The organism is Nonomuraea sp. NPDC052129 (assembly GCF_040680095.1).
Classification (GTDB): domain Bacteria; phylum Actinomycetota; class Actinomycetes; order Streptosporangiales; family Streptosporangiaceae; genus Nonomuraea.
Genome location: NZ_JBFAVX010000033.1, coordinates 65,770 through 89,624, shown reverse-complemented (window position 1 = coordinate 89,624; position 23,855 = coordinate 65,770). Strand labels below are relative to the sequence as shown.

Annotated in this window: 27 protein-coding genes; 13 read left to right on the top strand and 14 right to left on the bottom strand. The window is 70.6% G+C overall.

Annotated elements, in window-relative coordinates:
• Positions 1–66 precede the first annotated feature (66 nt).
• The 5 genes from AB0L53_RS46155 to AB0L53_RS46135 all read right to left on the bottom strand — a co-directional run bounded on the left by AB0L53_RS46155 (position 67) and on the right by AB0L53_RS46135 (position 3,751).
• Entirely contained in the window at positions 67–1,488 is a 1,422-nt protein-coding gene (locus AB0L53_RS46155; RefSeq protein ID WP_364009139.1) for an NAD(P)/FAD-dependent oxidoreductase, read from the bottom strand.
• A 205-nt stretch (positions 1,489–1,693) separates the two neighbouring features.
• A complete protein-coding gene (locus tag AB0L53_RS46150) occupies positions 1,694–2,122 on the bottom strand; it encodes a hypothetical protein (RefSeq protein WP_364009136.1) in 429 nt (142 codons plus the stop codon).
• A gap of 56 nt (positions 2,123–2,178) precedes the next feature.
• On the bottom strand, positions 2,179–2,529 hold the full coding sequence (locus AB0L53_RS46145) for a nuclear transport factor 2 family protein (protein ID WP_364009133.1): 351 nt from the start codon (positions 2,527–2,529) through the stop codon (positions 2,179–2,181).
• 51 nt (positions 2,530–2,580) lie between these two features.
• Positions 2,581–3,012: a MarR family winged helix-turn-helix transcriptional regulator gene (locus AB0L53_RS46140; protein ID WP_364009130.1), complete on the bottom strand. Its 432-nt coding sequence runs from the start codon at positions 3,010–3,012 to the stop codon at positions 2,581–2,583.
• A 100-nt stretch (positions 3,013–3,112) separates the two neighbouring features.
• The gene (locus tag AB0L53_RS46135; protein ID WP_364009127.1) at positions 3,113–3,751 is read right to left on the bottom strand and encodes an SDR family oxidoreductase; all 639 of its coding nucleotides are present in this window, start codon (positions 3,749–3,751) and stop codon (positions 3,113–3,115) included.
• A 124-nt stretch (positions 3,752–3,875) separates the two neighbouring features.
• On the opposite strand from AB0L53_RS46135, the gene AB0L53_RS46130 reads away from it, so the two are divergent.
• A complete protein-coding gene (locus AB0L53_RS46130; RefSeq protein ID WP_364009124.1) occupies positions 3,876–4,154 on the top strand; it encodes a hypothetical protein in 279 nt (92 codons plus the stop codon).
• A 73-nt stretch (positions 4,155–4,227) separates the two neighbouring features.
• Here AB0L53_RS46130 and AB0L53_RS46125 read toward each other — a convergent pair whose 3' ends face one another.
• Positions 4,228–4,848, bottom strand: a complete 621-nt coding sequence (locus tag AB0L53_RS46125) for a pentapeptide repeat-containing protein (RefSeq protein ID WP_364009121.1) — start codon at positions 4,846–4,848, stop codon at positions 4,228–4,230.
• A complete protein-coding gene (locus AB0L53_RS46120; RefSeq protein ID WP_364009118.1) occupies positions 4,845–4,985 on the bottom strand; it encodes a hypothetical protein in 141 nt (46 codons plus the stop codon). The genes AB0L53_RS46125 and AB0L53_RS46120 overlap by 4 nt, the downstream gene beginning before the upstream one ends.
• Before the next feature lie 306 nt (positions 4,986–5,291).
• Here AB0L53_RS46120 and AB0L53_RS46115 point away from each other — a divergent pair, with 306 nt between their 5' ends.
• A complete protein-coding gene (locus tag AB0L53_RS46115; protein WP_364009115.1) occupies positions 5,292–6,044 on the top strand; it encodes an NUDIX domain-containing protein in 753 nt (250 codons plus the stop codon).
• A 39-nt stretch (positions 6,045–6,083) separates the two neighbouring features.
• On the opposite strand, the gene AB0L53_RS46110 is transcribed toward AB0L53_RS46115, so the two are convergent.
• Entirely contained in the window at positions 6,084–6,755 is a 672-nt protein-coding gene (locus tag AB0L53_RS46110; protein WP_364009107.1) for a lytic polysaccharide monooxygenase, read from the bottom strand.
• A gap of 397 nt (positions 6,756–7,152) precedes the next feature.
• Between AB0L53_RS46110 and AB0L53_RS46105 the strand changes: the two genes are divergently transcribed.
• Positions 7,153–9,636: a glycoside hydrolase family 3 N-terminal domain-containing protein gene (locus tag AB0L53_RS46105; RefSeq protein ID WP_364009104.1), complete on the top strand. Its 2,484-nt coding sequence runs from the start codon at positions 7,153–7,155 to the stop codon at positions 9,634–9,636.
• Between the two features lie 140 nt (positions 9,637–9,776).
• Positions 9,777–10,847, top strand: coding sequence for a PQQ-dependent sugar dehydrogenase (locus tag AB0L53_RS46100; RefSeq protein ID WP_364009101.1), 1,071 nt, complete (start codon positions 9,777–9,779; stop codon positions 10,845–10,847).
• 3 nt (positions 10,848–10,850) lie between these two features.
• On the opposite strand, the gene AB0L53_RS46095 is transcribed toward AB0L53_RS46100, so the two are convergent.
• Positions 10,851–11,069, bottom strand: coding sequence for a hypothetical protein (locus AB0L53_RS46095; protein WP_364009098.1), 219 nt, complete (start codon positions 11,067–11,069; stop codon positions 10,851–10,853).
• An 85-nt stretch (positions 11,070–11,154) separates the two neighbouring features.
• Between AB0L53_RS46095 and AB0L53_RS46090 the strand changes: the two genes are divergently transcribed.
• Together AB0L53_RS46090 and AB0L53_RS46085 are read left to right on the top strand one after the other, a co-directional pair.
• Positions 11,155–11,772, top strand: coding sequence for a hypothetical protein (locus AB0L53_RS46090; RefSeq protein WP_364009095.1), 618 nt, complete (start codon positions 11,155–11,157; stop codon positions 11,770–11,772).
• Entirely contained in the window at positions 11,745–12,359 is a 615-nt protein-coding gene (locus tag AB0L53_RS46085) for a copper resistance CopC family protein (RefSeq protein ID WP_364009092.1), read from the top strand. The genes AB0L53_RS46090 and AB0L53_RS46085 overlap by 28 nt, the downstream gene beginning before the upstream one ends.
• 78 nt (positions 12,360–12,437) lie before the next feature.
• Here the strand turns inward: AB0L53_RS46085 and AB0L53_RS46080 are convergent, their stop codons facing one another.
• Positions 12,438–14,084, bottom strand: a complete 1,647-nt coding sequence (locus AB0L53_RS46080; protein ID WP_364009089.1) for an L-lactate permease — start codon at positions 14,082–14,084, stop codon at positions 12,438–12,440.
• Positions 14,085–14,171: 87 nt separating this feature from the next.
• Here AB0L53_RS46080 and kduI point away from each other — a divergent pair, with 87 nt between their 5' ends.
• From kduI to AB0L53_RS46065, 3 genes are read left to right on the top strand one after another with little or no spacing between them, the layout of a single operon-like run.
• Positions 14,172–14,978 (top strand): 5-dehydro-4-deoxy-D-glucuronate isomerase, encoded by an 807-nt coding sequence (gene kduI, locus AB0L53_RS46075; RefSeq protein WP_364009086.1) that lies wholly within the window; start codon positions 14,172–14,174, stop codon positions 14,976–14,978.
• 3 nt (positions 14,979–14,981) lie between these two features.
• Entirely contained in the window at positions 14,982–15,713 is a 732-nt protein-coding gene (locus AB0L53_RS46070) for an SDR family oxidoreductase (RefSeq protein WP_364009083.1), read from the top strand.
• A 14-nt stretch (positions 15,714–15,727) separates the two neighbouring features.
• Positions 15,728–16,495, top strand: coding sequence for an IclR family transcriptional regulator (locus tag AB0L53_RS46065; RefSeq protein WP_364009080.1), 768 nt, complete (start codon positions 15,728–15,730; stop codon positions 16,493–16,495).
• Positions 16,496–16,526: 31 nt separating this feature from the next.
• On the opposite strand, the gene AB0L53_RS46060 is transcribed toward AB0L53_RS46065, so the two are convergent.
• Genes AB0L53_RS46060 through fxlM form a run of 3 tightly spaced genes read right to left on the bottom strand, consistent with a single transcriptional unit; the run spans position 16,527 to position 18,781 of the window.
• Positions 16,527–17,003: a DUF6653 family protein gene (locus AB0L53_RS46060; RefSeq protein WP_364009077.1), complete on the bottom strand. Its 477-nt coding sequence runs from the start codon at positions 17,001–17,003 to the stop codon at positions 16,527–16,529.
• On the bottom strand, positions 17,000–17,596 hold the full coding sequence (locus tag AB0L53_RS46055; RefSeq protein WP_364009074.1) for a TetR/AcrR family transcriptional regulator: 597 nt from the start codon (positions 17,594–17,596) through the stop codon (positions 17,000–17,002). Before AB0L53_RS46055 ends, AB0L53_RS46060 begins: the two co-directional genes overlap by 4 nt.
• 27 nt (positions 17,597–17,623) lie before the next feature.
• On the bottom strand, positions 17,624–18,781 hold the full coding sequence (gene fxlM / locus AB0L53_RS46050) for a methyltransferase, FxLD system (protein WP_364009071.1): 1,158 nt from the start codon (positions 18,779–18,781) through the stop codon (positions 17,624–17,626).
• Positions 18,782–18,904: 123 nt separating this feature from the next.
• On the opposite strand from fxlM, the gene AB0L53_RS46045 reads away from it, so the two are divergent.
• Positions 18,905–19,192: an iron-sulfur cluster biosynthesis family protein gene (locus tag AB0L53_RS46045; RefSeq protein ID WP_357957242.1), complete on the top strand. Its 288-nt coding sequence runs from the start codon at positions 18,905–18,907 to the stop codon at positions 19,190–19,192.
• Between the two features lie 115 nt (positions 19,193–19,307).
• Here the strand turns inward: AB0L53_RS46045 and AB0L53_RS46040 are convergent, their stop codons facing one another.
• Complete coding sequence (locus AB0L53_RS46040) at positions 19,308–20,288, bottom strand: acetylxylan esterase (protein WP_364009068.1); 981 nt, start codon at positions 20,286–20,288, stop codon at positions 19,308–19,310.
• 159 nt (positions 20,289–20,447) lie between these two features.
• Between AB0L53_RS46040 and AB0L53_RS46035 the strand changes: the two genes are divergently transcribed.
• From AB0L53_RS46035 to AB0L53_RS46025, 3 genes are all read left to right on the top strand, one after another.
• Complete coding sequence (locus AB0L53_RS46035) at positions 20,448–22,211, top strand: glycoside hydrolase family 75 protein (RefSeq protein ID WP_364009065.1); 1,764 nt, start codon at positions 20,448–20,450, stop codon at positions 22,209–22,211.
• A 29-nt stretch (positions 22,212–22,240) separates the two neighbouring features.
• Complete coding sequence (locus AB0L53_RS46030; protein WP_364009063.1) at positions 22,241–22,519, top strand: hypothetical protein; 279 nt, start codon at positions 22,241–22,243, stop codon at positions 22,517–22,519.
• Between the two features lie 104 nt (positions 22,520–22,623).
• Positions 22,624–23,853: an alpha/beta fold hydrolase gene (locus AB0L53_RS46025; protein WP_364009060.1), complete on the top strand. Its 1,230-nt coding sequence runs from the start codon at positions 22,624–22,626 to the stop codon at positions 23,851–23,853.
• Positions 23,854–23,855: the final 2 nt, after the last annotated feature.

The window sequence follows — 23,855 nt, the reverse complement described above, 5'->3', positions numbered from 1 at the left end:
CTGAGCCCTCAGCGGCTCACTCGTGTCCGGCCGCGCCGCACCTGACTCCGTATCGGCCCGCTCGCGTCAGAGGCCGTACTCCTCCAGGAGGCGCAGCCAGATCTCGCTGACCGTGGGGAAGGACGGGACGGCGTGCCAGAGCCGGTCGAGCGGCACCTCGCCGGTGACCGCGATGGTCGCCGCGTGCAGCAGCTCGGCCACCCCGGAACCGGCGAACGTGACGCCCAGCAGCACCCGCCGCTCCTCGTCCACGACCGCCTTGGCCCGGCCGCGATAGCCGTCGCCGAGGAGGTAGGCCCCCGTGACGTTGGCCAGGTCGTATTCGACCACCCGCACCGCGAATCCGGCCTTGCGGGCGGCCGCCTCGGTGCGGCCGGCCGCGCAGATCTGCGGGTCGGTGAACACCACCTGCGGCGCCCCGAACTCGTCCGCGATGTCGCGCATCGCGAGGAGCGTGTCGTTACCCCCGTTGGCGCGCGCCGCGATGACGTCGCCGCAGACCCGCGCCTGGTACTTGCCCATGTGTGTGAGCAGGGCACGGCCGTTGACGTCGCCGATCGCGTACAGCCAGCCGCCCTCGACGTCCGTCGCCCGCATGCTGTCGTCCACCTCGACCGAACGGCCCCCGGCCAGTCCGACCGTCTCGAGCCCCAGACCGGCCGTGGCGGGCACCCGGCCGGTGGCCACCAGCAGCTCGTCGGCCTCCAGCGGCGGACCGTCGGACAGGTGCACGGTCACCTTGCCGCCGGGCTCCGGGCGCTCGACGCGTATGACGTCCGTGTGGGTCCGCACGTCGATCCCTGCGTCGGCGAACGACTCGGCCAGCAGCTCACCGGCGAACGGCTCCATCTTGGCCAGCAGCGACCCGCCGCGTACGAGGACCGTGGTCTGCCGCGCGCCGAGCCCGTGCATGGCCTGCGCCATCTCACAGGCGACCACTCCGCCACCGATCACGACCAGCCGCTCCGGCACCGCCTGGGCGGCCGTGACCTCGTGACTCGTCCAGGGCTTCGCCTCGGCCAGCCCCGGCACCGGCGGGACCAGGGCGGTGCTCCCGGTGGCCAGCACGACGGCGTGCCGCGCGGTCAGCACCCGTTCGGTGGTCTCCTGCCCGTCTCGTGTGGTCACGAGCACCCGCTTAGCCCCGTCGAGCCGCCCCCGGCCCCGGACGAACTCGATGGGCACGTTCTTGATCCACTCGACCTGCCCCGAGTCGTTGTAATGCGACACGGCCTCGTCACGCCGGGCGAGCACCTTGCTCACCTCGAGCGGACCGAGCGACATACCGGGCACTCGCCCCACCTCGGCCGCCAGGTCTATCGGGCGCAGCAGCGCCTTGCTCGGGATGCAGGCCCAGTAGGAGCATTCGCCACCGGCCAGGCGGTCCTCCACGATGGCGGCGGTCAGACCACCGCGCACGGCTCTGGCCGCGGCGTTCTCGCCGGCGGGGCCGGCGCCGATCACTATGACGTCGAACTCGTCGGTCATGCCAACCTCTCCCGTAACGCTCGCCCCGCGACTGCGGCGCTCACCAGCAGTCTCCCACCGGTCCCCTTCCCCCTCGCCAAGGGGAGACACTGACGGACAGGTTTCGCCCGGCCGTTCTGGGCGGGCGTGCTTGAAGACGGCCGGTAATTAGGAGGACCGGTAGTTAGGGCTGCCGGAGTTCCGCGTGGGCGCCGGGCGCGCTGGGTCAGTTCTGTTCCGGTGCCGGCTTGCTCGGCCGGTTCCGCTCGGATACCGGTCCGGACGGCCAGTGGTCCTCGGGCGTCGTACTGAGTGGGTCGGCGATGACGAGCATCTCGTTGCCGCCGAAGTCGCCGACCACCTGGAATCCGGCCTGCGCCAGGATCGTGCGCAGGGCGAGCTGTACGGCGGTGCGGATCGTCTCGTACTTCACCATGTCGGCCTTGGCGAGGTCGGGAGATGCCTCCCACGAGACGACCACACCGCGACCGGGCTCGCGCCGGAGGCTGAGACCGCCTTCACCCGACGACCCGGATGGCCCGGACGGCCCGTTCGACCTGGGCGGCTTCGGGGGTTCGACGGTGAACCCCGCGTTGGTTAACTCTTGACGGATGAGATGTTCCAGGTTGGCGGGGTCGTACCGTGCGGGGTTCACCTCATCCTGCTGCCCCGACACCGCCCTCTCATGCGGGTATCCCGTCGTGCGGCGGATCACCTCAGCGCGGACAGACCCCACAGTTCGGCGATGCGTCCGTCCCGCACCCGGAAGATCTCCAGCATTGTCGGCGGCGGCTGCTGCTCGACGACATCGGCCGGGAGCCCGTGCAGGGTCGTACGGACGGCGACCTTGTCCCCGTCGACGAGCATGTCCTCGATGATCACCCGAACATCGGGGAACCTCTCGTGGAACCGCGTCCACGCCCAGACGACGCTCTCGGCTCCAGTCGTGCCCAACGGGTGGCTGACGAAATCCGGAGCGAAGATCGTCTCGGCGGCCCCGAAGTCATGGGCGTTGAACGCCTCGTACATGCGCTGCCCGACAGCTCGCACGTCATCGGTCATCTGTCTGCTCTTTCCTGGGTTATCACGGGTTCCTGGGGATATGCAGGGCCATCAGCCGACTGGGTCGATGCGTGCCATATTGGCGCGCAGGCGCTCCAGGGCGCGCAGCACGATCTCCCGCTCTTGCGTGCTGATCCCGTCGAGCAGCCGCACCTGGTATGCCTGGTGAGACCGCTCAAGGTCGGCGGCCGCTCGTTCGCCGGGGGATGTCAGGCTGGCCAGGGTGTAGCGGTTGTCCGCCGGATCGATGCGACGGCTGACCAGTCCCTCGGCCTCGAACTCCTTGATCAGCCGGGTGACGCTCGCCCCGTCGAGGGACAGGCCCTGACGCAGGTCGCTGTGGCTGGTCTCCCCGTTCCTCCACAGCCGCATCAGCAGCTGCAGTCTGGATGAGCTCATCCCCACATGCCGCGCGAACGCCTGACGCGTCTCACCGCAGGCACCGCCCAACTCGCGGAAGAACCTGTCTTCGGGAGTCTCCACACGCGATCTCTCTGCTGTCGGCGCCCCCGTCCCCGCTGGAAGAGCGATCACCTCTACTCTTTATATCAACAACTCTTGATGTCATCAAGAGTATGCGTCGTCAAGAGGCCACCGAAACGGCGTGGCGCACGGACATGGGATCCGCGGCCAGCGCGAGCAGACAGTGGGCCGTGTCGGCGCGGGTCGTACTGAGGCCGCCCTTGATGTTGGTGTCCCACGCCGTGCGGTAACGGCCCGTCAGCCCGCGGTCGGTCAGGCGGCTCGGCCGCACGATGGTCCAGTCGAGGTCCGTCGCGCGCAGCCGCCGCTCGGCCTCCCGAAGGTCGGCGTAGGCGTGCTTCAAGAGCCGCTGCACGAGGAGCGGCTTGAGCACATAGCGGGTGAACACCCCGTCGCCCGCGTCGGCCACCAGGCCGCTGGCGCTGGTCATGAGCACGCGCCGCGTACGGCCTCGCGCCATAGCCGTGGCGATGGCGCTGATGCTGTCGGAGCACACCGTGGTGGGCCCCCGCCCACCGGCACCCATCGCGGACAGTACGGCGTCACGGTCCCTGACGGCGGGCGCGATGGCGTCCGGGTCCATCAGGTCGGCCTGGACGATGTCGAGGCCGGACGGCAGATCGGCCGGCAGCCGCCGGGGATCACGGACCACCGCGGTCACCTCATGCCCGGCGGCCAGCGCCTGGCGAAGCAGTTCGATTCCCGTACCTCCGGTAGCTCCGAAGATCGTCAGCTTCATGGGGCCTCCTCAGCTTCCCGCTCATTGTGAGTGAATGCCCACTCACCCATCAAAGAAGAATCCACGCCTCACGATGGCAAAGCGCATCTAGGCCACCTGCGCAGGTGGCTTCTACGTTCAGAGCATGCCCCTCAAACGCCTCGCCGCCACAGCCGGCGCCGCCCTGCTGGTCGTGGCCCTGATCGCCGCCCCTGCCCACGCGGACGGATCACACGAGTGCTTTTCCGGCGCCCGCACTTCGAACGGCGACTCCTACAAGTTGAGCGGCTGGGCGTGCAGCGGCTCCGGCTTCTACCAAGTCACCGTCCTCATCAGGTTCGGTGAAGCCCGGGGCACCTACTCCTGCCCCAGCGTCTTCTCGTGGAACGGGGACCTGTCCGGGGACAACTGCCGCTTGACCTAGGCGACATTCCACGTCATGCCCGGTGTCACACACGGCGAGGGTGGCGTTGATCAGGACGCATCCCAGGAGCGCGTCAAGCGCGGACGTCGAAGCCCAGTGCGGTGGCCACGACGGTCGCCTGGAAGGAGTCGATGATCGCCTTCTTCAGCGTGACCGCCGACGGGTCCAGGTCGGACAGATCACTGCCCCGCAGATCGCAGCCCGTGAGGTCCGCCCCGTTGAGCCAAGCCCCGGAAAGATCGCTCCGTAACACCTCGGCCTTCTCCAGCCGGGCGTCCGACAGGTCGGCCTCGCGCAGCCGCACCCCATGAAAGGCACTCCCCCGCAGGTCGGCGCCGGGCAGGCCGGTGAACGACCAGTCGCCGCCCTCGACCTTCAACAGCCCGTAGGAGCAGCCGTCGAACTTGCTGCCCGTCAGCTTGCATCCCTTGAACGTGGTGTCGAAGAACGAGCACCGCGAGAACGTGCAGTTGAGGAACATCGCATCCTCGTGCACGGACACGTTGAAGCGGACGCTGCTGAACGTGCACTCTTCGAAGACGGATCCGATGTTGGTCAGCTCCGTCATGTCCACGTCGACGAACCGGACCTGGTGATAGGTCTCCTGGGCCAGCTCGCGACCGTCCCAGTCGGCCGAGCTGACCGTCGTGGTGGTCGGGGGCGCTGACCGACCGTGCTTGCGGTCGGCCGTCATCCGGCGGCCTCCGTCGGCTCGACGACGACCACGGGCAACTCCACACGTCTCTGGGCCGGCCCGACGAGAAGTCGCCGCCGACCTGCCTCGGCTTGCTCGGTCATCCAGCCCATCGGACCGTCTGTGCGGGCTTCCACGTAAGCCCTCCTTCCGCGTCCCCGCGAGCCTCCCACCCGCCACCGACAGAATCCGCCGTGCCAGCCGCATAGCCAGACACCACCGGTCGGGCAGCAGGACACCGCTGATCGCGGGGACGACGGCAGAGACCAAGCTTCAGGTGGTCTGGGCGCCGGTCGCGTCCTCCCCTGCCGTACCAGAACGATTGCTGATGCTGGGCTCCCCGATCCAGGCTTTACCCAAGCGCATGGTTTCGCGCGCGGGGGCTTCTTTGCGCCCGGCGAGCGCCGCCGTTGGTGTCGGTCGTGATGTGCCAGCATGAGTCGGTGACCGAGCCATTGCCGCGGCCTCGCGAGGTCAGTCTTCTGGAAGTCGGCCGGCTTCGCCTGATCGAGGACGCCGCCCCGCGGGTGCCGCCCGCTGAGCGGGTGGCCATGGATCGCCTGTGGGAGGAGGCGGTCCAGGCCAACCCCTGTCTCTTCGATGGGCCAGTGGTAGCGTGCGCGGCGCTGGAACGGGATGGGCCGCACAGCTTGGTTCTCACCTGGACGAGGACGACCTACCGGCACCGCGCTCTGCGCTGGGTTCCGGGGTCCACCGCGTGGCTGCCGTCCCTCTTCGTCACCGTCGCGCAACCGGCGACTGATGATGGGAGCCTGCTCGTGGGGCGGATGTCGGCGTCGACGGCCACTCCTGGTCGCTGGCAGCTACCCGGTGGAGCGGTCGAACCGCCCGCCGAGGGTGAGAGCCTCGATACGGCCGCCCTCCGCCGGCACGCAGCTCGAGAACTGGCCGAGGAGACCGGCCTCAACACAGCGCCGAGCGAGCTGTCCCTGTGGCTGGTCACGCGCGGCCAGAACGGGAGCGTGGGTGTGGCGTTCCTGGCCCCGCACCGGCCGGCATCGCTGCTGCGCGAGCGATTCGCCGCTCTGACATCCGCCGAGACGGCACAGGGACGCGATCCGGAGCTGGAGCAGATCGCTTTCGTCCACTCCCCCACCGACGTAGCAGGGCTCAAGGGCGCGTGCGTGGACTACCTGGGGCCGCTCGTCCGCCACTACGTCAACTCGGGCTCCTAGAAGCGGATGAACCGGCCCCGGAGTCCGGGCGCGCCCGGCTCAGGTGAAGTTGACGTCGCTGCAGAAGTAGTACGTCTGGTCCATGTGCGAAGCCTTCCAGATCGTGTAGATGACGTGGCGGCCCGTGCGTCCGGCCGAGGTCAGGTTATTGATCATGTACGTCTGGCTGGGCGCGTACTTGGCGGTCTCGCGGACCAGTTCCAGGTGGTTCCAGCCCAGGGCGGTGGTCGTGGCGTCGTAGCCCTGGCGGGTGATGTAGACCCTGATGTAGTCGGCGCCATGGCTGGCCTGGTCGTTCAGCCGGATGTTGAAGGTGCTGCCGAGGTTCGTCATGGTCCAGGGGCCTGGTGTGTCCATGGACCGGTAACGGCCGTCCTGGGTCCGGCCCGCGCTGCACAGTTGGCCGTTAGGGATGACCGCCTGGTGGTTGCCGCCGACGTTGTCGCGGTAGAGCCCGTTCCAGTTCCACATGGCGTTCGCGTTGTCCTGCCAGGCCTGCCAGCACATGGGGTCTCGCTGCTGCATGGTGGGGTTCTGGAAGTCGCTGCCCCAGCGCAGCCAGCAACCGTAGTTGCGGGATGCCGGGTCGACGACGGATCCATGCGCTGACGCGGTGCCGGCCAACGGGAGGGCGTAGAGCGTCGCCGCGAACAGCAGCAGGGCCAGGGCGCGGAGCGCCCAGCGCGGTGTACGGACTCGGGCGTGGGGCATGGTGCGATCTCCGTGTTCCGGTGGGGTATCGGCTATTGGGAGCGCTCCTGCATGGCGGCGACGGTAGATGACTGCGCGAGTGAAGACAATGACAAGTGAAAGTCAACATGGTCGCCGCCGCAGGCGTGCCGCAAAAGGCCTGCGCCGCGTATCGGGCCGCCGGAAGCGCCAGATGAAAGTTTCACCCGCTCTCGGCTGTTTCCGCTGGTGTCGCGAGCGGGCCGAGGTGGGGTTGTGGGCGGCCAGGGGAATGGCGGAGCGGTGGCTTAGAGTCAGCGTTGGGAGCGCTCCCAATATCGAGCTCGGCGCACTGACCGAGAGACGCACTGAGCAAAGCGACGCACTGAGCAAAGCGACGCACTGAGCAAAGCGACGCACCGACCAAGAATGGCGGGCCATGAGAAACGCGAGCATGAAATGGACGGCGCGGGCGGCCGTGACGCTGCTGGTCGTCGCTGTGCTGGGCGTTCCCGGGGGTCCCGGCACGGGCGCCGGGCAGGCCGTTTTCGCGTCGGCCACGTACCCGTACCAGGATCCGAGCCTGCCCGTGCCGACCCGGGTGGCCGACCTGATGGGCCGGATGTCGCTGGATGAGAAGCTCGGCCAGATGACGCAGGCCGAGCGCGGCTCGGTCAGCGCCGCCGACGTCACGACGTACCGGCTCGGCTCGGTGCTGTCGGGCGGCGGCTCCGGACCGTCCCCGAACACGGCCGCGTCCTGGGCGGACATGTACGACAATTTCCAGAATGCGGCCCTGGCCACGCCGCTGGGCATCCCCATCCTGTACGGCGTCGACGCCGTGCACGGCCACAACAACGTCGTCGGCGCCACGATCTTCCCGCACAACATCGGGCTCGGCGCGACCCGCGACCCCGCGCTGGCGCAGCGGGTCGGCCGGGCCGTGGCCGAGGAGGTCTCCGGCACCGGCGTGGACTGGGATTTCGCGCCCTGCCTGTGCGTGGCCCGCAACGACCGGTGGGGCCGCACGTACGAGTCCTTCGGCGAGACGCCCGAGCTGCCCTCGTCCATGGCCACGATCGTGACCGGCCTGCAGGGCACCGTGCTGAACGGCCCCGCCTCCGTGCTGGCCACGGCCAAGCACTACCTCGGCGACGGCGGCACCACGGGCGGCGTGGACCAGGGCGACACCCAGCTGTCCGAGGCCGACCTGCGGGCGATCCACCTGCCGCCGTTCAAGGCCGCGGTGGAGCGCGGGGTGGGCTCGGTGATGATCTCCTTCAGCAGCTGGAACGGCGCCAAGCTGCACGGGCACCAGTACCTGATCACCACCGTGCTCAAGGGCGAGCTGGGCTTCTCCGGCTTCGTGGTCTCCGACTGGGACGGCATCGACCAGATCGACGGCGCCGCCGGCACCTCCGCGCTCGACGTGCGCACGGCCGTGAACGCCGGCATCGACATGGTGATGGTTCCCACGGCCTGGCGGCGGTTCATCGACCTGCTGCGGGCCGAGGTGCAGGCGGGCCGGGTGACCACGGCCCGGGTCGACGACGCGGTCCGGCGCATTCTGACGAAGAAGTTCGAGCTCGGCCTGTTCGAGAAACCGCTGACCGACCGGTCCTACACCGCGACCGTCGGCAGCTCGGCGCACCGCGCCCTGGCCCGCGAGGCGGTGGCCAAGTCGCAGGTCGTACTGAAGAACGGCGGGAACATCCTGCCGCTCGCCCGGGGTGGCAAGATCTTCGTGGCGGGCAAGAGCGCGGACGACATCGGCAACCAGAGCGGCGGCTGGACGATCTCCTGGCAGGGCTCGTCCGGCGCCATCACCCCCGGCACCACCATCCTGCAGGGCATCAGGAACAGCGCGGGGTCGGCCACGACCGTCACCTACAGCCGCGACGGCAGCGGCATCGACGGCTCCTATCGCGTGGCGATCGCCGTGGTCGGCGAAACGCCGTACGCCGAGGGCCAGGGCGACCGCCCAGGCGGTCTGGGCCTGGACACCACCGACCTGAACACCATCGCCACCCTGCGCGCGGCCGGGGTGCCCGTCGTGGTCGTGCTGGTCTCGGGGCGCCCCCTCGACATCGCGGCCCAGCTGCCCGGCTGGAACGCCCTGGTGGCCGCCTGGCTGCCGGGCACCGAGGGCCAGGGCGTGGCCGACGTGCTGTTCGGCACGGTGCAGCCCACCGGCAAGCTGCCCGTGACCTGGATGAGCAGCGCCTCCCAGCAGCCGATCAACGCGGGCGACGGCAAGACGCCGCTGTTCGCGTACGGCTTCGGCCTGACGTACGGGCAGGCGCAGGACGACACCAGCCCGCCCACCGCGCCCGGCACGCCGGTCGCGTCCGAGATCACCTCCTCGTCCACGCGCCTGTCGTGGTCCGCCTCGTCCGACAACGTGGGCGTGACCGGCTACGACGTGGTCCGGGTGCAGCCGACGGGCGAGACGACGGTGGCCACGGCCACGACCGCCACGGCCACCGTCACCGGCCTGGCCGCGAACACGTCCCACACCTTCGCCGTCTACGCCAAGGACGCCGCCGGCAACCGCTCGCCGCGCTCGGGGACGGTCACCGTGACCACGCGCGCCGACGGCGGGACGGGCGGCTGCACGGTCACCGCGACGACGCAGAGCCAGTGGAGCACCGGGTACGTCATCCAGGCGGCGGTGACCAACACCGGCACGAGCGCCGCGAACGGCTGGAGCGTCACCTTCACCTTGCCGTCCGGCCATCAGATCACCGGGTCGTGGAACGCCGCCCTGACGGTGAGCGGCCAGGCCGTCACGGCGGGCAACGCCGCGCACAACGGGACGCTGGCGCCCGGCGCGAGCACGTCCTTCGGCTTCCAGGCCGGTCGCCCGGCCGGCGACGCCCTCCTGCCATCCGGCTACGCCTGCGCGCTGAAAATTACATCGTAGGAGGTGACGAACGCGCAGCTCGCGGGGCCGGCGCCGCGACAGGTGACGGATCAGATCATTGTTGACGCGTCGAAAACTGCGTAGCGTACGAGTCCCCCGTCATTGACGATGATCTCGACAGATCGGTCAAGGAGCCCGCCATGCGCGTGCGAACGACCCCGTCCCTGATCATGATTCTCTTAACCGCCGTAGGGCTCGTAGTCGCGGGTCCCACCGCCGCGCAGGCGATCGGCGGCTTCGACTACTCCCGGGCGCAGGTGTCCGCCACCGGCCTGCAGGTGCCGTGGGGGCTGGCCTTCCTGCCCGACGGCAGCGCGCTGGTCTCCGAGCGCGGCACCGCCAGGATTCTCCAGGTACGCCCGGGACAGACCCCGGTTCAGGTGGCGACCGTCAACGGGGTCGCCGCCTCCGGCGAGGGCGGGCTGCTCGGCATCGCCGTGTCGCCGACATACGCCCAGGACCAGTGGGTCTACGCCTACTTCTCCACGAGCAACGACAACCGGCTGGTCCGGTTCCGGCTGACCGCGCCGCAGACCCAGAACGTCCTGTTCTCCGGCGTGCCGCGGGCCTCCATCCACAACGGTGGCCGCATCGCCTTCGGCCCCGACGGTCAGCTGTACGTGGCCACCGGCGACGCCGGCAACACCGCCAACGCCCAGAACCTGAACACCCCGGCGGGCAAGATCCTGCGCATGACGCCGAGCGGCGGCGTCCCGCCGGACAACCCCTTCGGCGGCTCCCGCGTTTACAGCTACGGCCACCGCAACGTGCAGGGCCTGGCCTGGGACGCGCAGGGCAGGATGTACGCCAGCGAGTTCGGCCAGAACACCCGGGACGAGATCAACCGGATCGTCGCGGGCGGCAACTACGGCTGGCCCACCTGCGAGGGCGTCTGTGGTAACCCGTCCTTCCGCGACCCGATCGTCACGTGGTCGACGGCCGAGGCGTCGCCGAGCGGGCTCGCGTACGCCAACGGCACGCTGTTCGCCGCCGCCTTGGGCGGGACCCGGCTGTGGACCGTCCCTCTGACGAGCGCCGGCGGGGCCGGAACCCCGGTCGCCGAGCTGCGGGGCACCTACGGACGGCTGCGCGCGGCCGCGGTGGGGCCGGACGGATGGCTGTGGGTGACGACGAGCAACCGCGACGGGCGCGGCGCCCCGGTGGCCCAGGACGACCGCATCATCCGCATTCCCCCCACTGGCACGCCCTGAGCGTCAGTGTCCGGCGTGCTCCTGGGGCTTGGCCACCACCCAGGCCCGGGCGGAGCCAACCTGGCGCTCCAGGTCGGAGAGGAGGGCGGCCAGGTTCTCGTGGTCCATGTACGCGGTCTGCTCGATGCTCGATCGGTGTGTCTCCACCTGCCCCGCCAGGCTGTTGATCTTGCTCAGGGTGTCCCTGAGGTCCCGACTTTCCTGCTGACTCAGATCGCACATGCCTTCACAGTAGATACAGCCCCTCCGGCCGTACATATGTCCGGCAAGTAGGTTGTGCGTGGCCGAAGACTGGAAAGATGGGCGCATGCGCTTCGCCCGGGCTCTGGTCTTCGCGGTGGTGTGTGCCGCCGTGACGGCGGCCGGGCATGCCTTCGCGGGCGGCGCGGCGGTCGCGCCGGGCGTCATGGTGCTGGGCGGGCTGGGCGCGCTCGGCCTGGCGTACGGCCTTGGCGGGCACGAGCGCGGCCCCGAGGTGGTGTTCGGCGCCACGGTGGGCACGCAGGCATTGCTGCATCAGCTGTTCGGGGTGACCGCGCCCAGCAGCGGGCATGCGCATCTGACCGTGGGCATGCCGCTGGTGCACCTGACGATCGCCGTACTGACGGGCTGGTGGCTGCATCGGGGTGAGAGCGCGTTCTGGCTCATGCTGCGCCTGGCGGGCCGTCCCCGGCTCGCGCTGCCACGCCCGCTTCGCCCGGTTCCCGCCCTCGCTCCGCTACGCCGGGCGCCGGCGCGGGCGCCGCTGAGGCCGTCGATCACGGTCCAGATCGCGACCGCGGAGCCACGCAGAGGACCTCCCACGAGGGGAGTCACCGAATCGCCCACACTTCCCTCGTCATGGAGTCCACCTTGCCTATCCTTCTTCCCAGAACCCTGGTGTTTCCCAGAACCCTGGTGCTTCGCAGAACCCTGCTGGCGGTGATCGGGTGCGGGCTGTTCCTTGCCGCCACCGCGCCCGCCGCCCTCGCCCACGACAGCCTCAAGAGCAGCTCACCGGCCAAGAACGCCACCGTCTCCGGCGTCCAGACGATCGAGCTGGAATACTCCTCCCGCGTCCGCTTCCCGCTGGTGGTGCTGCGCACCGCCGACGGCAAGACGATCCAGCTCGGCGAGCCGCAGGCCGACGGCCCCAAGGTGCGGACCGCCGTGCCCACCCAGCTGGCGGGCGGCTCATACGTCATCGCCTGGCGGGTGGTCTCGTCCGACGGCCACCCGATCGAGGGCGAGATCCCCTTCACCGTGAAGGGCGCCGCCGCCGGCACGACGGCGTCCGCCACCGAAGCCGCCTCGGCCGCACCCGCCACTTCGGCGGAGGGCACCCGACCTGCCGCTGCGGCGCAGGGCGGGGGCATCCCGGGCTGGCTTTGGGGCGGACTCGCCGCGCTGGTGGTGGCCGGCCTGGCGGTCTGGCTGCTGTCCAGACGAACCAGCGGGCCCAGCGACCCCGATAGCCCCGTCGGTCCGGCCGGTCAGCCGACGGAGCAACCGGACGTACCAGCCGGACCGTAGACATACCGGCCAGGCAAGCAGACGTACGGGCAAGGGCAACCGGACGTACCGGCGGGGCCGTAGCCGACCCACCCGGTGTCAGGGCACCATCCACCCCAGCACGGGCGTCGACTGCAGGAACACCAGCACGCAGAGGATGAGCAGCAGCACGGCGCTCCAGCCGATCACCCGGCGGAACAGGTTGCCCTCCTCCCCCACCAAGCCGACCGCGGCCGTGCCGATGGCCAGGTTCTGGGGCGAGATCATCTTGCCCATGACGCCGCCGGCGCTGTTGGCCGCGCCGAACAGCTCCGGCGGGATGTTCAGCTGGCCCGCCGCGGTGGTCTGGAGCTTGGCGAACAGGGCGTTGGCGCCCGCGTCCGTTCCGGTGATCGCGACGCCGAACCAGCCGACGAGCGGTGACAGGAACGCGAAGAACGCGCCCGCGCCCGCCAGGAACAGCCCGAGCGTCTGGATCTGCCCCGAGAACTGCATGACGAAGGCCAGGGCGAAGACCGACAGGATGGTGACGATGGCCCAGCCGAACTGCCGGATCGTGGCCCCGTAGGTGGCCAGCGCCGAGGCCGGGCTGATCCGCAGCACGAGGAGCGTGAGCAGCCCGGAGACGAACAGCAGCGTCCCCGGGTGCGCGGCCCACGGCAGTTCGTAGACCACGGGCACGGCCTTGCCCGCCGGGTTCACCATGTCGAACCCGGGCCAGGCGGGCTTGACGGTGAAGCCGGCGAGGTAGGTCTTGATCGCGGGGATCTGCGCGATGGAGAACAGCGCGATGATGATCGCGTACGGGGCGAAGGCCGCGATCTTGTCGCCGGTGGTGTCGCCGCCGGGGCGGCCGTGGGTGCGGACGAACGCCGGGTCGTCCACGGACCCGCCCGCGATCGGCGTCGGGCTCGGCGTGAACCCGACCGTCTCGGCCGGCTTCCAGATCTTGCCGAACGCGACCAGCACGATCGCCGAGACCAGGGCCGCCGCGATGTCCGTGAGCAGGTAGTTCACCTGGGACATCAGGATCTGCGTGACGCCGAAGCTGAGCCCGGCGACGAGCGCGGCGGGCCATGCCTGGCGCAGGCCGCGCCGCCCGTCGGCGACGAAGATCAGGATGAACGGCACGAGCAGCGCGATGAACGCGGTCTGCCGGCCCGCCATCGCGCCGAACGGCTCGGGCGGCAGCTCGGTGACGCTGCCCAGGATCGTGATCGGGTTGCCCATGCCGCCGAAGGCGACGGGCGCGGTGTTGGCGATGAGCGCGATGACCGCGGCGCGCATCGGCTCGAAGCCGAGGGCGATGAGCATGACCGCGCAGATGGCGATCGGGGAGCCGCCGCCGGCCAGGGCCTCGATGAGCGCGCCGAAGGAGAACGCGATGACGATGGCGGTGATCCGCTTGTCGTCGCTGATGCCCTGGAAGGCCCGGCGCAGCACCGCGAAGTGGCCGCTGCGCTCGGTCATCTTGTAGATCCAGATGGCGTTGAAGGTGATCCACAGGATCAGCAGCACCGCCCTGGCCGCGCCGTACAGGGCGGAGTCGAGCGCCTGTGTGACCGGCATGCCGTACGCGAAGGGCAAGATCGCGATCAGGAAGCCGACGACCAGGCCGGAGATGCCCGCCCAGTGCGCCTTCCACTTGAAGACGCCCAGCAGCACCAGCACCGCGAGCAGGGGCAGGGCGGCCAGAAGGGCGGACAACCATAGGGAGCCGGTGGGGTTGAAGTTCTGCTGGTACACCGCGCGCCTCCGGGGGTAGGCGTTCCATTGGATAGAACAGTGTTCCGTGTCTAGGATCGTAGGACGCCGAACAACCGGAGGGAAGAGATGGAAATACGGCATGCCACCGCTCCCGACCAGATCCGCCATTTCGGCACCGCGGAACTCCGCGCCCGTTACCTCGTCGAGGGCCTGTTCGGGCCGGAGGTGGACGGTGTCTACACCCATCAGGACCGGATGGTCGTCGCCGGGGTCAGGCCGAGCGGGAAGGCCCGGCTGGGGGCGTTCGACCCGCTGCGGTCGGAGCGCTTCCTGGAGCGCCGCGAGCTGGGCGTGATCAACATCGGGGAGCCGGGCACCGTGGAGGTCGACGGCGTGCCGTACGAGCTGGACCCCAAGGACTGCCTGTACGTCGGCAGGGGCGCGCGCGAGGTGACGTTCGAGCGCGGCACGTTCTACCTGGTCTCGGCCCCCGCGCACGAGACGTTCCCGACCACGCACGCGCGGCTGAAGGACGTGGATCCGGTACGGCTCGGCGGCGCCGACGGCTCCAACGACCGGACCATCTACAAGTACATCCACCTGGACGGCATCCGCAGCTGCCAGCTCGTCATGGGCGTGACCGTGCTGGAGCCCGGCAGCATGTGGAACACCATGCCGTGCCACACCCACGACCGCCGCACCGAGGTCTACCTGTACTTCGACCTGCCGCGCGAGGAGCGGATCGTGCATCTGATGGGCCGCCCCGACGAGACCCGCAACCTGATCGTGGCCAACGAGCAGGCGGTGATCTCGCCGAGCTGGTCGGTGCACTGCGGGTTCGGCACGCGCAGCTACGCGTTCGTGTGGGCGATGGCCGGGGAGAACCAGGCGTTCGACGACATGGACCAGGTCGCGATCACGGAGATGCGGTGACGGATGGAGCTGTTCTCGCTCACCGGCCGGACGGCGCTGGTCACCGGGGCGCGGTCGGGGATCGGCCGGGCCATCGCGGTCGGCCTCGCGCGGGCCGGGGCCGACCTCATCCTGCACGGCCATCGCGACGACCTCGACGAGACCGAGCGCCAGGTGAAGGCGCTCGGCGCAGACGTACGCAAGCTCGTGCTCGACCTGGGCGACCCGGCCGCGATCAGGCCCGCGCTGGAGCCGGTCCTGGCCCGCGGCGAGGTGGACATCCTGGTCAACAACGCGGGCACGATCAGCCGGGGCTCGACCAGCCTGGACGACTGGCGTCGGGTGATGGCCGTCGACGTGGACGCCGTGTACGTGCTCAGCCAGGCCCTGCTGGAGCACGGCGCCACGAAGGTCATCTCGATCGCGTCGCTGCTGTCGTTCCAGGGCGGGATCAACGTGGCGTCCTACGCGGCGGCCAAGCACGCGGTGGCCGGGCTGACCAAGGCGCTGTCCAACGAGTGGGCGCCACGGGGCGCGCAGGTCAACGCCATCGCCCCCGGCTACATCGCCACCGACGTCACCACGGCCCTGCGGGAGGACTCGGGGCGCGAGCCGGAGATCAGGGCGCGGATCCCGGCCGGGCGCTGGGGCGAGCCCGCGGACCTGGAGGGGGCGGCCGTGTTCCTGGCCTCGCGCGCCTCCGACTACGTCACCGGCCACGTGCTCGTCGTGGACGGCGGCTGGCTGGCCCGCTGAGTATGCTTGATCGGGTGGACCCCAGGCCGAGCACCGCCATCGACAAGGCGCTCTGGGTGCTGGAGGCCCTCGCCGAGCACGAGAGCGTCACCAAGATCGCGACGGCGACGGGCCTGCCCAAGTCGACGACCCACCGCATCCTGCAGTCGCTGGCCGAGCACGGTTTCGCCCGGCCCGACGGCGGCGGCGGCTACCTGCCGGGTCCCAAGATCCTCACGCTGGCCGGCCGGATGCTGGCCCGCTTCGACCCCGTACGCCAGGCCTCGCCGGTGCTGCAGCGCCTGCACGACCAGACCGGCTACACCGTGCACCTGGCCGTGCTCAACGGCGACGAGGCCGTCTACGCCGCCAAGCTGGAGGGCCGCAAGCCCTACCAGATGCCCTCGCGCGTCGGCATGTCGCTGTGGCTGCACTCCAGCGGGATCGGCAAGGCGATGCTCGCGGCCATGTCCGACGACGAGGTGGCTGGCATCGCTAACCGCACCGGGCTGGCCCGGCGCACACCCGCCACGATCACCACGCAGGCCGCGCTCCGCCGCCACCTGGCCCGGATACGGGAGTGCGGCTTCGCGATCGACGACGAGGAGAACGAGGCGGGCATCCGCTGCGTCGCCGCGGCCGTCTTCGATCACATGGGGCACGTGGTGGCCGGGGTGAGCATCTCGACGCTCACCCACGAGCTGTCGGTGGCGGACGCCGAGGAGCTCGGGCCGCTGGTCGCGGCCACCGCGCACGAGGTCTCCCGCACCCTGGGCGCCCCGATGGAGCTACCGACCGGTTAGGCGGCCCGGCGCCGCACGTACGACCGACCGCTCAGGCGGCCCTGTGGCGCTCGTACAGCTGGCCGAGGCGGTCGATGCGCCAGAGCTGGCCGAGCACCACCAGCGTCGCGCCGAAGACGGCGGGCCACACCTCCAGCGCGACCAGTCCCCAGGCCAGCAGCGCGAACCCGGCCAGCCCCACCGCGATGAGCAGGCGCTGCACCTTGCGATGATCGCCGACCACGAGCGACCGGTTCTGGAACCACATCTTCTCGCCGTAGATGCCCTTGGCCGTCCAGCTCGTCGGCTGCTCGATCGCCGGGAAGGCGTGCGGGTTGACGATCAGCCAGACGACGACCAGGGCCACCGGCGCCAGGGACCACCAGCCGATCCACGTCCTGCTCCAGATGGCCAGCATCATCAGCGGGATCGCGGCGAACCTGGTCCAGACGCTCCACGGGTTGGCGTGCCGCTTCCACGCCTCGTCGGTCATGCCCGCGGCCTGCGCGTATCTGTTCAGCACACTCATGCGATGAGCCCCCTTGCCAGCGCGTTGATGGTGGCGTCGAGCACCTGCTCGAAGTCGGGTCCGTATCTGTCGCGGTTGATCACCAGCAGGCCCGCGGTGCGCAGCACGCCCATCAGCACCTCCGGCGGGACGTCCGCGACGATGACACCGGCGCTCTGCCCCTGGGCGAGGTAGTCGATCAGCGGCGTCATCAGGTGCGGGGTGACCCGGGCGAGCTCCTCGGGGCCGACCCGGCGGGCCACCGCCTCGAGCTCGTCGGGTCTGGTGAGCAGCCGCCGGTAGAACGGGTCGGTGGTGAGCGCGTCGATCATGCTCCGCATGAGCCCGGCCAGCGCTTCCACGCTGGGCGGCCGGTCGAGCGCGGCGGCCAGCAGCTTGCCCATCAGCGGCGCCCGACGGACCATGACCTCCTTGTAGAGCTCCTCCTTCGACTCGAAGAACGCGTAGAAACTGCCTTTCGCGATGCCCGAGGGTGCGACCAGCTCGTCGAGCGAGGTCTTCTTCAGCCCCTGGGCGGCGAAGAGCTCTTCGGCGGTGTCGAGCAGCCGCGCGGTGATGCGCGCCCGATCGTCCGCCGTGAACGCCACGGCCATCTATGCCCCTATGACTACTCTGGATATTCAGTCATAGCTTAGCACGAGGCGGGTGTTCCGCTTGGCGATGACGGCCGCGCCCTCCGGCGCCGGGCCGGAGTAGGCGTCGATCCGCAGGTCGCAGGCTTCCGGGCGGCCCGCCGCGTCCCACGCCTGGACGTGCGCGATCAGCTCCGCCGCCAGTGCCGCCCCGCCGGGCCCGTACCCGCGGGCCCGCAGCTCCTCCTCGGCCGCCAGTACGGCCAGACCGTCCCCGCTGACGATGCCCACCGTCATGCCGTAGCCCTGGGCGGTCACCGGGGCCCACCGCAGCCGCCCGGCCAGAGACCCCCAGCGGGGCTCGTGCAGCGCCAGCCACAGGCCCACCCCGCCGCCCATCAGCGACAGGCGGGGCAGCGGCGCCACACCGTCGGCGGCCACCTCGGCGAAGGGCTCGTCCAGCATCGCCAGGACGTCGCCCACCTCGCGCGGCTCGGGCAGCGTGAGCACCAGGTCGGCATCACCGTCCAGCATCAGCGTGACCTCGGGCCCGGCGGAGGGGCCGCGCATGCGCATGAAGCCGCAGGGCTCCACCGACCGGCTGGACCAGTGGTCGCCGGCCTGCTCCATGGCCACGGACACCTGCACGCCGCGCAGGTCGAGCGGCACCACGAGCCGGCCGCCGGGCGCCAGCTGCTCCAGCCACGCCGGAGCCAGGTCCCACACGCCGACGGTGGCGATCACCCGGTCGTACGGCGCCTCCGCGGGGAAGCCGGCCGCGCCGTCGGCGCACTCGACGGACACCTCGGGATAGGCGGCGGCGTCGAGATGCAGCCGCGCCGCCGCGACCACGTCGGCGTCGATGTCGACGCTGACCACCCGGCCCTCCGGCCCGGCCAGGTGCGCGAGCAGGGCGGCGTTGTAGCCGGTGCCCGCGCCGATCTCCAGCACCCGGTGGCCGGGCCGGACGTCGAGCTGGTCGAGCATGATGCCCATGATCGCGGGCTGCGAGGAGGAACTGATCGGGCGGCCCTCCTCGTCGCGTTTGGTGACGATGGGCTCGTCCCGGTAGGCGGCCTCCGGGTCGAAGTCCGGCAGGAACCGATGCCTCGGGACCAGCCGGAACGCCTCCGCGACCCGCTCGCTCACCTCCCCGCGCTCGAGCAGCTGGGCGACCATGGCCTCGCGGTACTCGTCGAACTCCATACCCGACATGATTCCCGCGAGCGGCCAAGAATGCCTGGCAAAGATTTCGAGTCAGAAGGTTTGACCCGCCGAATGAGGGAAGGGCAGGCAGTTCATGTACGTCGATCGTGAGGAGGAGCCGTAGTGCTCACCCTGACAAACAACGCAGCCCAGGCGATTCGCGACTTGACCGCGTCCGCGCCCGAGCCTGCGCAGAGCGGCATCCGCATCTCGTCCCAGGGCGAGGGCTCGAGCTCGCTGACCCTGTCCCTGGCCACCGCGCCGGAGCCGGCCGACGAAGTCGTCGAGGCGGAGGGCGCGCGGGTGTATCTCGACCCGGTGGCCGCGACCGTCCTGGAGGACAAGTCTCTGGACGCGGGAGCGGACGACCAGGGCTCTGTGTCCTTCCTGGTGACCGACCAGCCCGTCTAGACGGGCCTTATCGGCCTGGCGAGCGGCCAGGCCGACTGAAACACGGACCACCGCCGGTCCGGTACGTACCTTTCATCAGGCCGTACCGGACCAGTGGTTCGTCAGGCTGTACCGGTCAGGCGCCGGCGAGCAGCTTGTGCAGGTAGCGGATCTGCTCCTCATTCTGGAAGCCGCCGCCGCCCTCGTGGCCGTTCCACGGCCAGACGCTGATCTCCTTCGGCCCACGCCAGTGGTTGTAGGCGGCGAAGACCGTGGACGGCGGGCAGATTTGGTCCATGAGCGCCACCGAGTAGAGCGCGGGCACCTGCCCGCGGGCGGCGAAGTTCACGCCGTCGAAGTACGACAGCGTGCGGAACACCTGCTCGGCGCTCTCCCGCCGGGTGGACAGGAAGCGGACGATCTCCTGGTACGGGTCCCGGTCGGTGATCTCCACGGCCCGGCGGAAATGCGTCAGGAACGGCACGTCGATCAGCGCCGCCTTGACCGCCGGATGCAGCGCGGCGGTCGCCTGCGCGATGCCGCCACCCTGGCTGCCGCCCGAGGCGACGATCCGCGAGGCGTCCACGGCCGGATGCGCGGCGGCCACGTCGACCGCGCGGACCGCGTCGGTGAAGACCCGCCGGTAGTAGTACTGGTCGGGGTCGAGGATGCCGCGGGTCATCATGCCGGGGGCCTGGGCATGGTCGCCACCGTACGGGTCGCCGGTCACGCCGGGGCTGCCCGGGTTGGCGCCGCCGTGGCCCCGGGTCTCCATCACGAACACCGCGTACCCCGCGGCGGGCCAGGTCAGGTGGTGGTGCGGGAAGCCGCGGCCGCCGCTGTAGCCGATGTAGTGCATCACGCACGGCACCGGCCCCTCCACCCCGTGCGGCACCAGGAACCAGCCGTTGATCCGATGTCCACCCCAGCCCGCGAACGAGACGTCGTACACGTCGACCGAGGCGAGCGGCAGGTCGTAGGGAGTGAACTCGGCCGCCGGATCGAACTCGCGTGCTTCCGCGAGCGTGCGCGTCCAGAAGTCGTCGAAATCGGCGGGCTCGTCACGGTCGGGGAGGTAGGAACGGAGCTGCTCAAGCGGCAGGTCGAACAGGGCCACGTAGGTCTCCAGCCTTGGTAGAGGGTGCAGCTATTTCATAGCATCTGTGGGCCTTCGCGCTATTTGGGCCCCTCTACGGGGTTGACTGGGCTTTGACGGAGTGGTCCCATCTCCAGTTGTTAGGAAGCCTTCCTAACGAATTCGGCAGAAGGGCCAGCCGTGCACTCTCCAGCTCGGGCTCGCTTACGCTTACGCCCGCTGATCCTGCTCCCCCTCCTCACCCTCCTGGCCGCCACCCTGACCGCTCTGCCCGCGCGGGCGGCCACGGTCCGCTACGAGGCCGAGAACGCCACCGTCGTCCAGGGCGTCGTCGAGGCCAACCACACCGGCTTCTCCGGCACCGGCTTCGTCAACGGCGACAACGTCGTGGGCCCGTACACCGAGTGGACGGTCAACGCCCCCGCGGCCGGCACCGCGACGCTCGCCATCCGCTACGCCAACGGCACCACCTCGGCCCGCACCGCGGACGTCTCGGTGAACGGCACCGTCGTCTCGGCCGGCCGATCCTTCGGCACCACCGCCAACTGGAACACCTGGGCCACCTCCACGCTCACCGCGACGCTGAACGCGGGCGACAACACGATCCGCGTCACCTCGACGAACGCGGGCGGCAACCCGAACCTCGACTACCTGGAGGCCACGGTCGCCGACGCCCCCGCCAGCGAGTACCAGGCGGAGGCGGCCACCCTGTCGGAGGCCAGCGTGGCGACCAACCACACCGGCTACACCGGCACCGGCTTCGTCGACTACGTCAACGCCGTCGGCGGGTACATCGAGTGGAGCGTCAGCGTGGCCGACGCGGGCACCCACACCCTGACCTTCCGGTACGCCAACGGCACCACGGCGACGAGGCCGATGGACATCACGGTCAACGGCTCCGTGGCCGCCGCCGGAGTGAACTTCGCCAGCACCGGCAACTGGGACACCTGGGCCGACGGCCAGGTCACCGTCACCCTGAACGCCGGCGTCAACACCATCCGCGCGACCGGCACCTCCGCCAACGGCGGCCCGAACGTGGACCGGCTGTCGGTCAGCGGCTCCGGCGGCCCGGACGGCCAGGCGCCGAGCGTGCCCGCCAGCCCCCGCGTGACGGGCACCTCGGCCAGCAGCATCTCGCTGGCCTGGAACGACTCCACGGACAACGTCGGCGTGACCGGCTACAAGGTCTACGAGGGCACCACCGTCGTGGCCACCTCGCCGACGGCCAGCGCCACGATCAGCGGCCTGACCTCCGGCTCCACCCACAGCTACACGGTCACCGCCGTCGACTCGGCGGGCAATGAGTCGGGCCACAGCGCCACGGTCACCGGTACCGCCACCGGCGGCACCACCGGGCCGACGGCCGACCAGCTGCTGGCCAAGGTCACGGCGTGCAGCCAGATCTCCAACGGCAAGTACAAGACCGACTCCGACGTCAGCACGGCGACGGTGGCGGTGTGCGAGAAGACCGGAGCGGTGTTCTGGAAGGGAGACATGGACATCGACTGCGACGGCGTACGCACGACGCAGTGCAACGAGGACACCGACTGCTGCTTCCAGAACGAGACGTTCTGCCAGACCAGCTCCGGCGGGCCGCTGAACGCGGCGCAGCTCGCCTACATGGTGGTGCCCAGCGCCAGCAGCATCTGGGACTACCGGACCAAGGGCATCGGCTGCGGGACGGTGGTGGCGATCGTCTACAACGGCCAAGTGGAGTACGCCGTCATGGGTGATACCGGGCCGACGGGCATCATCGGTGAGGCGTCCTACCGTACGGCCGCCGACCTGGGCATCAACCCGGACCCGAGCAACGGCGGCACCGACAGCGGCGTGACGTACATCGTGTTCACCGGCTCGGGCACCAAGGTCTCGACCATCGAGAACCACACCCAGGCCACCAACCTGGGCAGGACGCTCGCCCAGCAGTTCCTCAACAACAACTGAAACCGCGCGGCCGGGGTAGAGGCGTCCGGGTGAACTATCACGTGATCAGGATCCCGGAAACCCGCCTCTCCCCCGGCCTCATCCTCGACGCGCCGGCCGATCCGGTCGACTTCCTGCTGGTGTTCGGCGACGACGACGCGGAGTCGCGGGCGCGGCTCCTGACCGACGACACCGGGCGGCCGGTGCTCCGGGTGGGCGGGTACGTGACCGGCCGGGGCACCGTCGTGCAGGAGCGGCTGTGGGCGGTGCGGGAGATGGCGCCACGCGACGGCCACCTCCGGCTCCGGCTGGGCCACTCGCTCACCTGACCTGGACCACTCGCGCCCTCCTGACCTGCGACCTGGGCCGGGAATATGGGGCGGCGTTGGCGGTTTCGGTCGCCCGTACGGGTGGTTTGGGCTAGTTTCGCCCTGTGCGTGCTCTCGCCAGACGGGCCGGTCGGCTGCTGACAGGGCTCGCGATCCTGGCGCTCTCGCCGATCGCGGGCCTGGCGGCGCTGGCCGGCATGGCGACGATCGGCGCCCCGCCGGACGTCTTCGCCATCACGGGGCTCGCGGTGTTCGCGTCGGTGTTCTTCCTCGGCCTGCTGCTGTGCGTGCCGAGACCGCGCCCGATCTGGGGGCGCTGGCTGCGGGCCCTGGCCATCCTGTCGGTGGAGGCCGCCGTGGTCTGGCAGGTCACGGCCGCCACCCTGCACGCCCCGCCGGACGCGTCCGCGCCGCCGCCCGCCATGGCCGGGCAGCGGGAGTGGCGGCTGGCGACGGGCTCCGAGCTGGCCTACGTACGGCTGGCGCCCAAGCGGGTCACGCGGCCGGATCCGGTGGTGTTCCTGCACGGCGGGCCGGGCACGGCCGACCTGGTGGGCGACTCGGCGTTCCTGGCCGGGCTGAGCGCCGACGGCTACACCGTGTACGCCTACGACCAGCTGGGCGCGGGCCGGTCCGCGCGGCTGACGGACCCGCGAGGGTACGGCCTGACTCGCGACGTGGCCGACCTGGAGGCGATACGGCAGGAGATCGGCGCCCGGCGGCTGATCCTGATCGGCCACGACTACGGCGCCCGGCTGGCCGCCGCCTACCTGGCGGAGCACCCGGACCAGGTGGCCAAGGCCGTCCTCACCTCCCCGGCCCCGCTCGACGGCCAGGAGGCCGCCTCCCCCTTGCCGCTCAACCCCTCGGCGACCCCCGTCGGCCCTTCGGAGACGGCCTCCCCCTTGGCTTCGGAGGCGGCCTCCCTCCTCGGCCTCAGCCGCCCGCCTTCGCCGCGGCTCCTCGCGGTCTACACGCTCCTGCGGGCCGACCCCCAGGCCGCGCATGCCTTCGCCGGAGATCGCGAGGTGGAGGCCGCCTACGGCAGCGGCTACGCCAGCCTGGCCCAGCGCGCCGCCCCGGACGGCCTGCGCCGGAGCCTGGCGGCGTCGGCCGTGCCCGCCCTGATCGTCAAGGGCGTCCACGACCGGCGGACCTGGTCGGCCGCCGCCGACTACCGCGCCGCCCTCCCCCGGGCCGAGCTCGCCTACGTGGCGACCGGCTCGTACCGCGGCAAGCCTTACCTGAACATCCTGCGCGCCTTCCTGGCGGGCCGACCGGTGCGGACCTACGACGGCGCGGGCCCGCCCCCCGGCTACCTGGGCCCGCGCTGACG

Coding starts and splice junctions, on each gene's coding strand:
- AB0L53_RS46145 (WP_364009133.1), bottom strand. CDS start 2,529: ATGACCGATGACGTGCGAGCTGTCGGGCAGCGCATGTACGAGGCGTTC.
- AB0L53_RS46110 (WP_364009107.1), bottom strand. CDS start 6,755: ATGCCCCACGCCCGAGTCCGTACACCGCGCTGGGCGCTCCGCGCCCTG.
- AB0L53_RS46125 (WP_364009121.1), bottom strand. CDS start 4,848: ATGACGGCCGACCGCAAGCACGGTCGGTCAGCGCCCCCGACCACCACG.
- kduI (WP_364009086.1), top strand. CDS start 14,172: ATGGAAATACGGCATGCCACCGCTCCCGACCAGATCCGCCATTTCGGC.
- AB0L53_RS46070 (WP_364009083.1), top strand. CDS start 14,982: ATGGAGCTGTTCTCGCTCACCGGCCGGACGGCGCTGGTCACCGGGGCG.
- AB0L53_RS46095 (WP_364009098.1), bottom strand. CDS start 11,069: ATGTGCGATCTGAGTCAGCAGGAAAGTCGGGACCTCAGGGACACCCTG.
- AB0L53_RS46060 (WP_364009077.1), bottom strand. CDS start 17,003: ATGAGTGTGCTGAACAGATACGCGCAGGCCGCGGGCATGACCGACGAG.
- AB0L53_RS46055 (WP_364009074.1), bottom strand. CDS start 17,596: ATGGCCGTGGCGTTCACGGCGGACGATCGGGCGCGCATCACCGCGCGG.
- AB0L53_RS46135 (WP_364009127.1), bottom strand. CDS start 3,751: ATGAAGCTGACGATCTTCGGAGCTACCGGAGGTACGGGAATCGAACTG.
- AB0L53_RS46100 (WP_364009101.1), top strand. CDS start 9,777: ATGCGCGTGCGAACGACCCCGTCCCTGATCATGATTCTCTTAACCGCC.
- AB0L53_RS46130 (WP_364009124.1), top strand. CDS start 3,876: ATGCCCCTCAAACGCCTCGCCGCCACAGCCGGCGCCGCCCTGCTGGTC.
- AB0L53_RS46155 (WP_364009139.1), bottom strand. CDS start 1,488: ATGACCGACGAGTTCGACGTCATAGTGATCGGCGCCGGCCCCGCCGGC.
- AB0L53_RS46105 (WP_364009104.1), top strand. CDS start 7,153: ATGAGAAACGCGAGCATGAAATGGACGGCGCGGGCGGCCGTGACGCTG.
- fxlM (WP_364009071.1), bottom strand. CDS start 18,781: ATGGAGTTCGACGAGTACCGCGAGGCCATGGTCGCCCAGCTGCTCGAG.
- AB0L53_RS46090 (WP_364009095.1), top strand. CDS start 11,155: ATGCGCTTCGCCCGGGCTCTGGTCTTCGCGGTGGTGTGTGCCGCCGTG.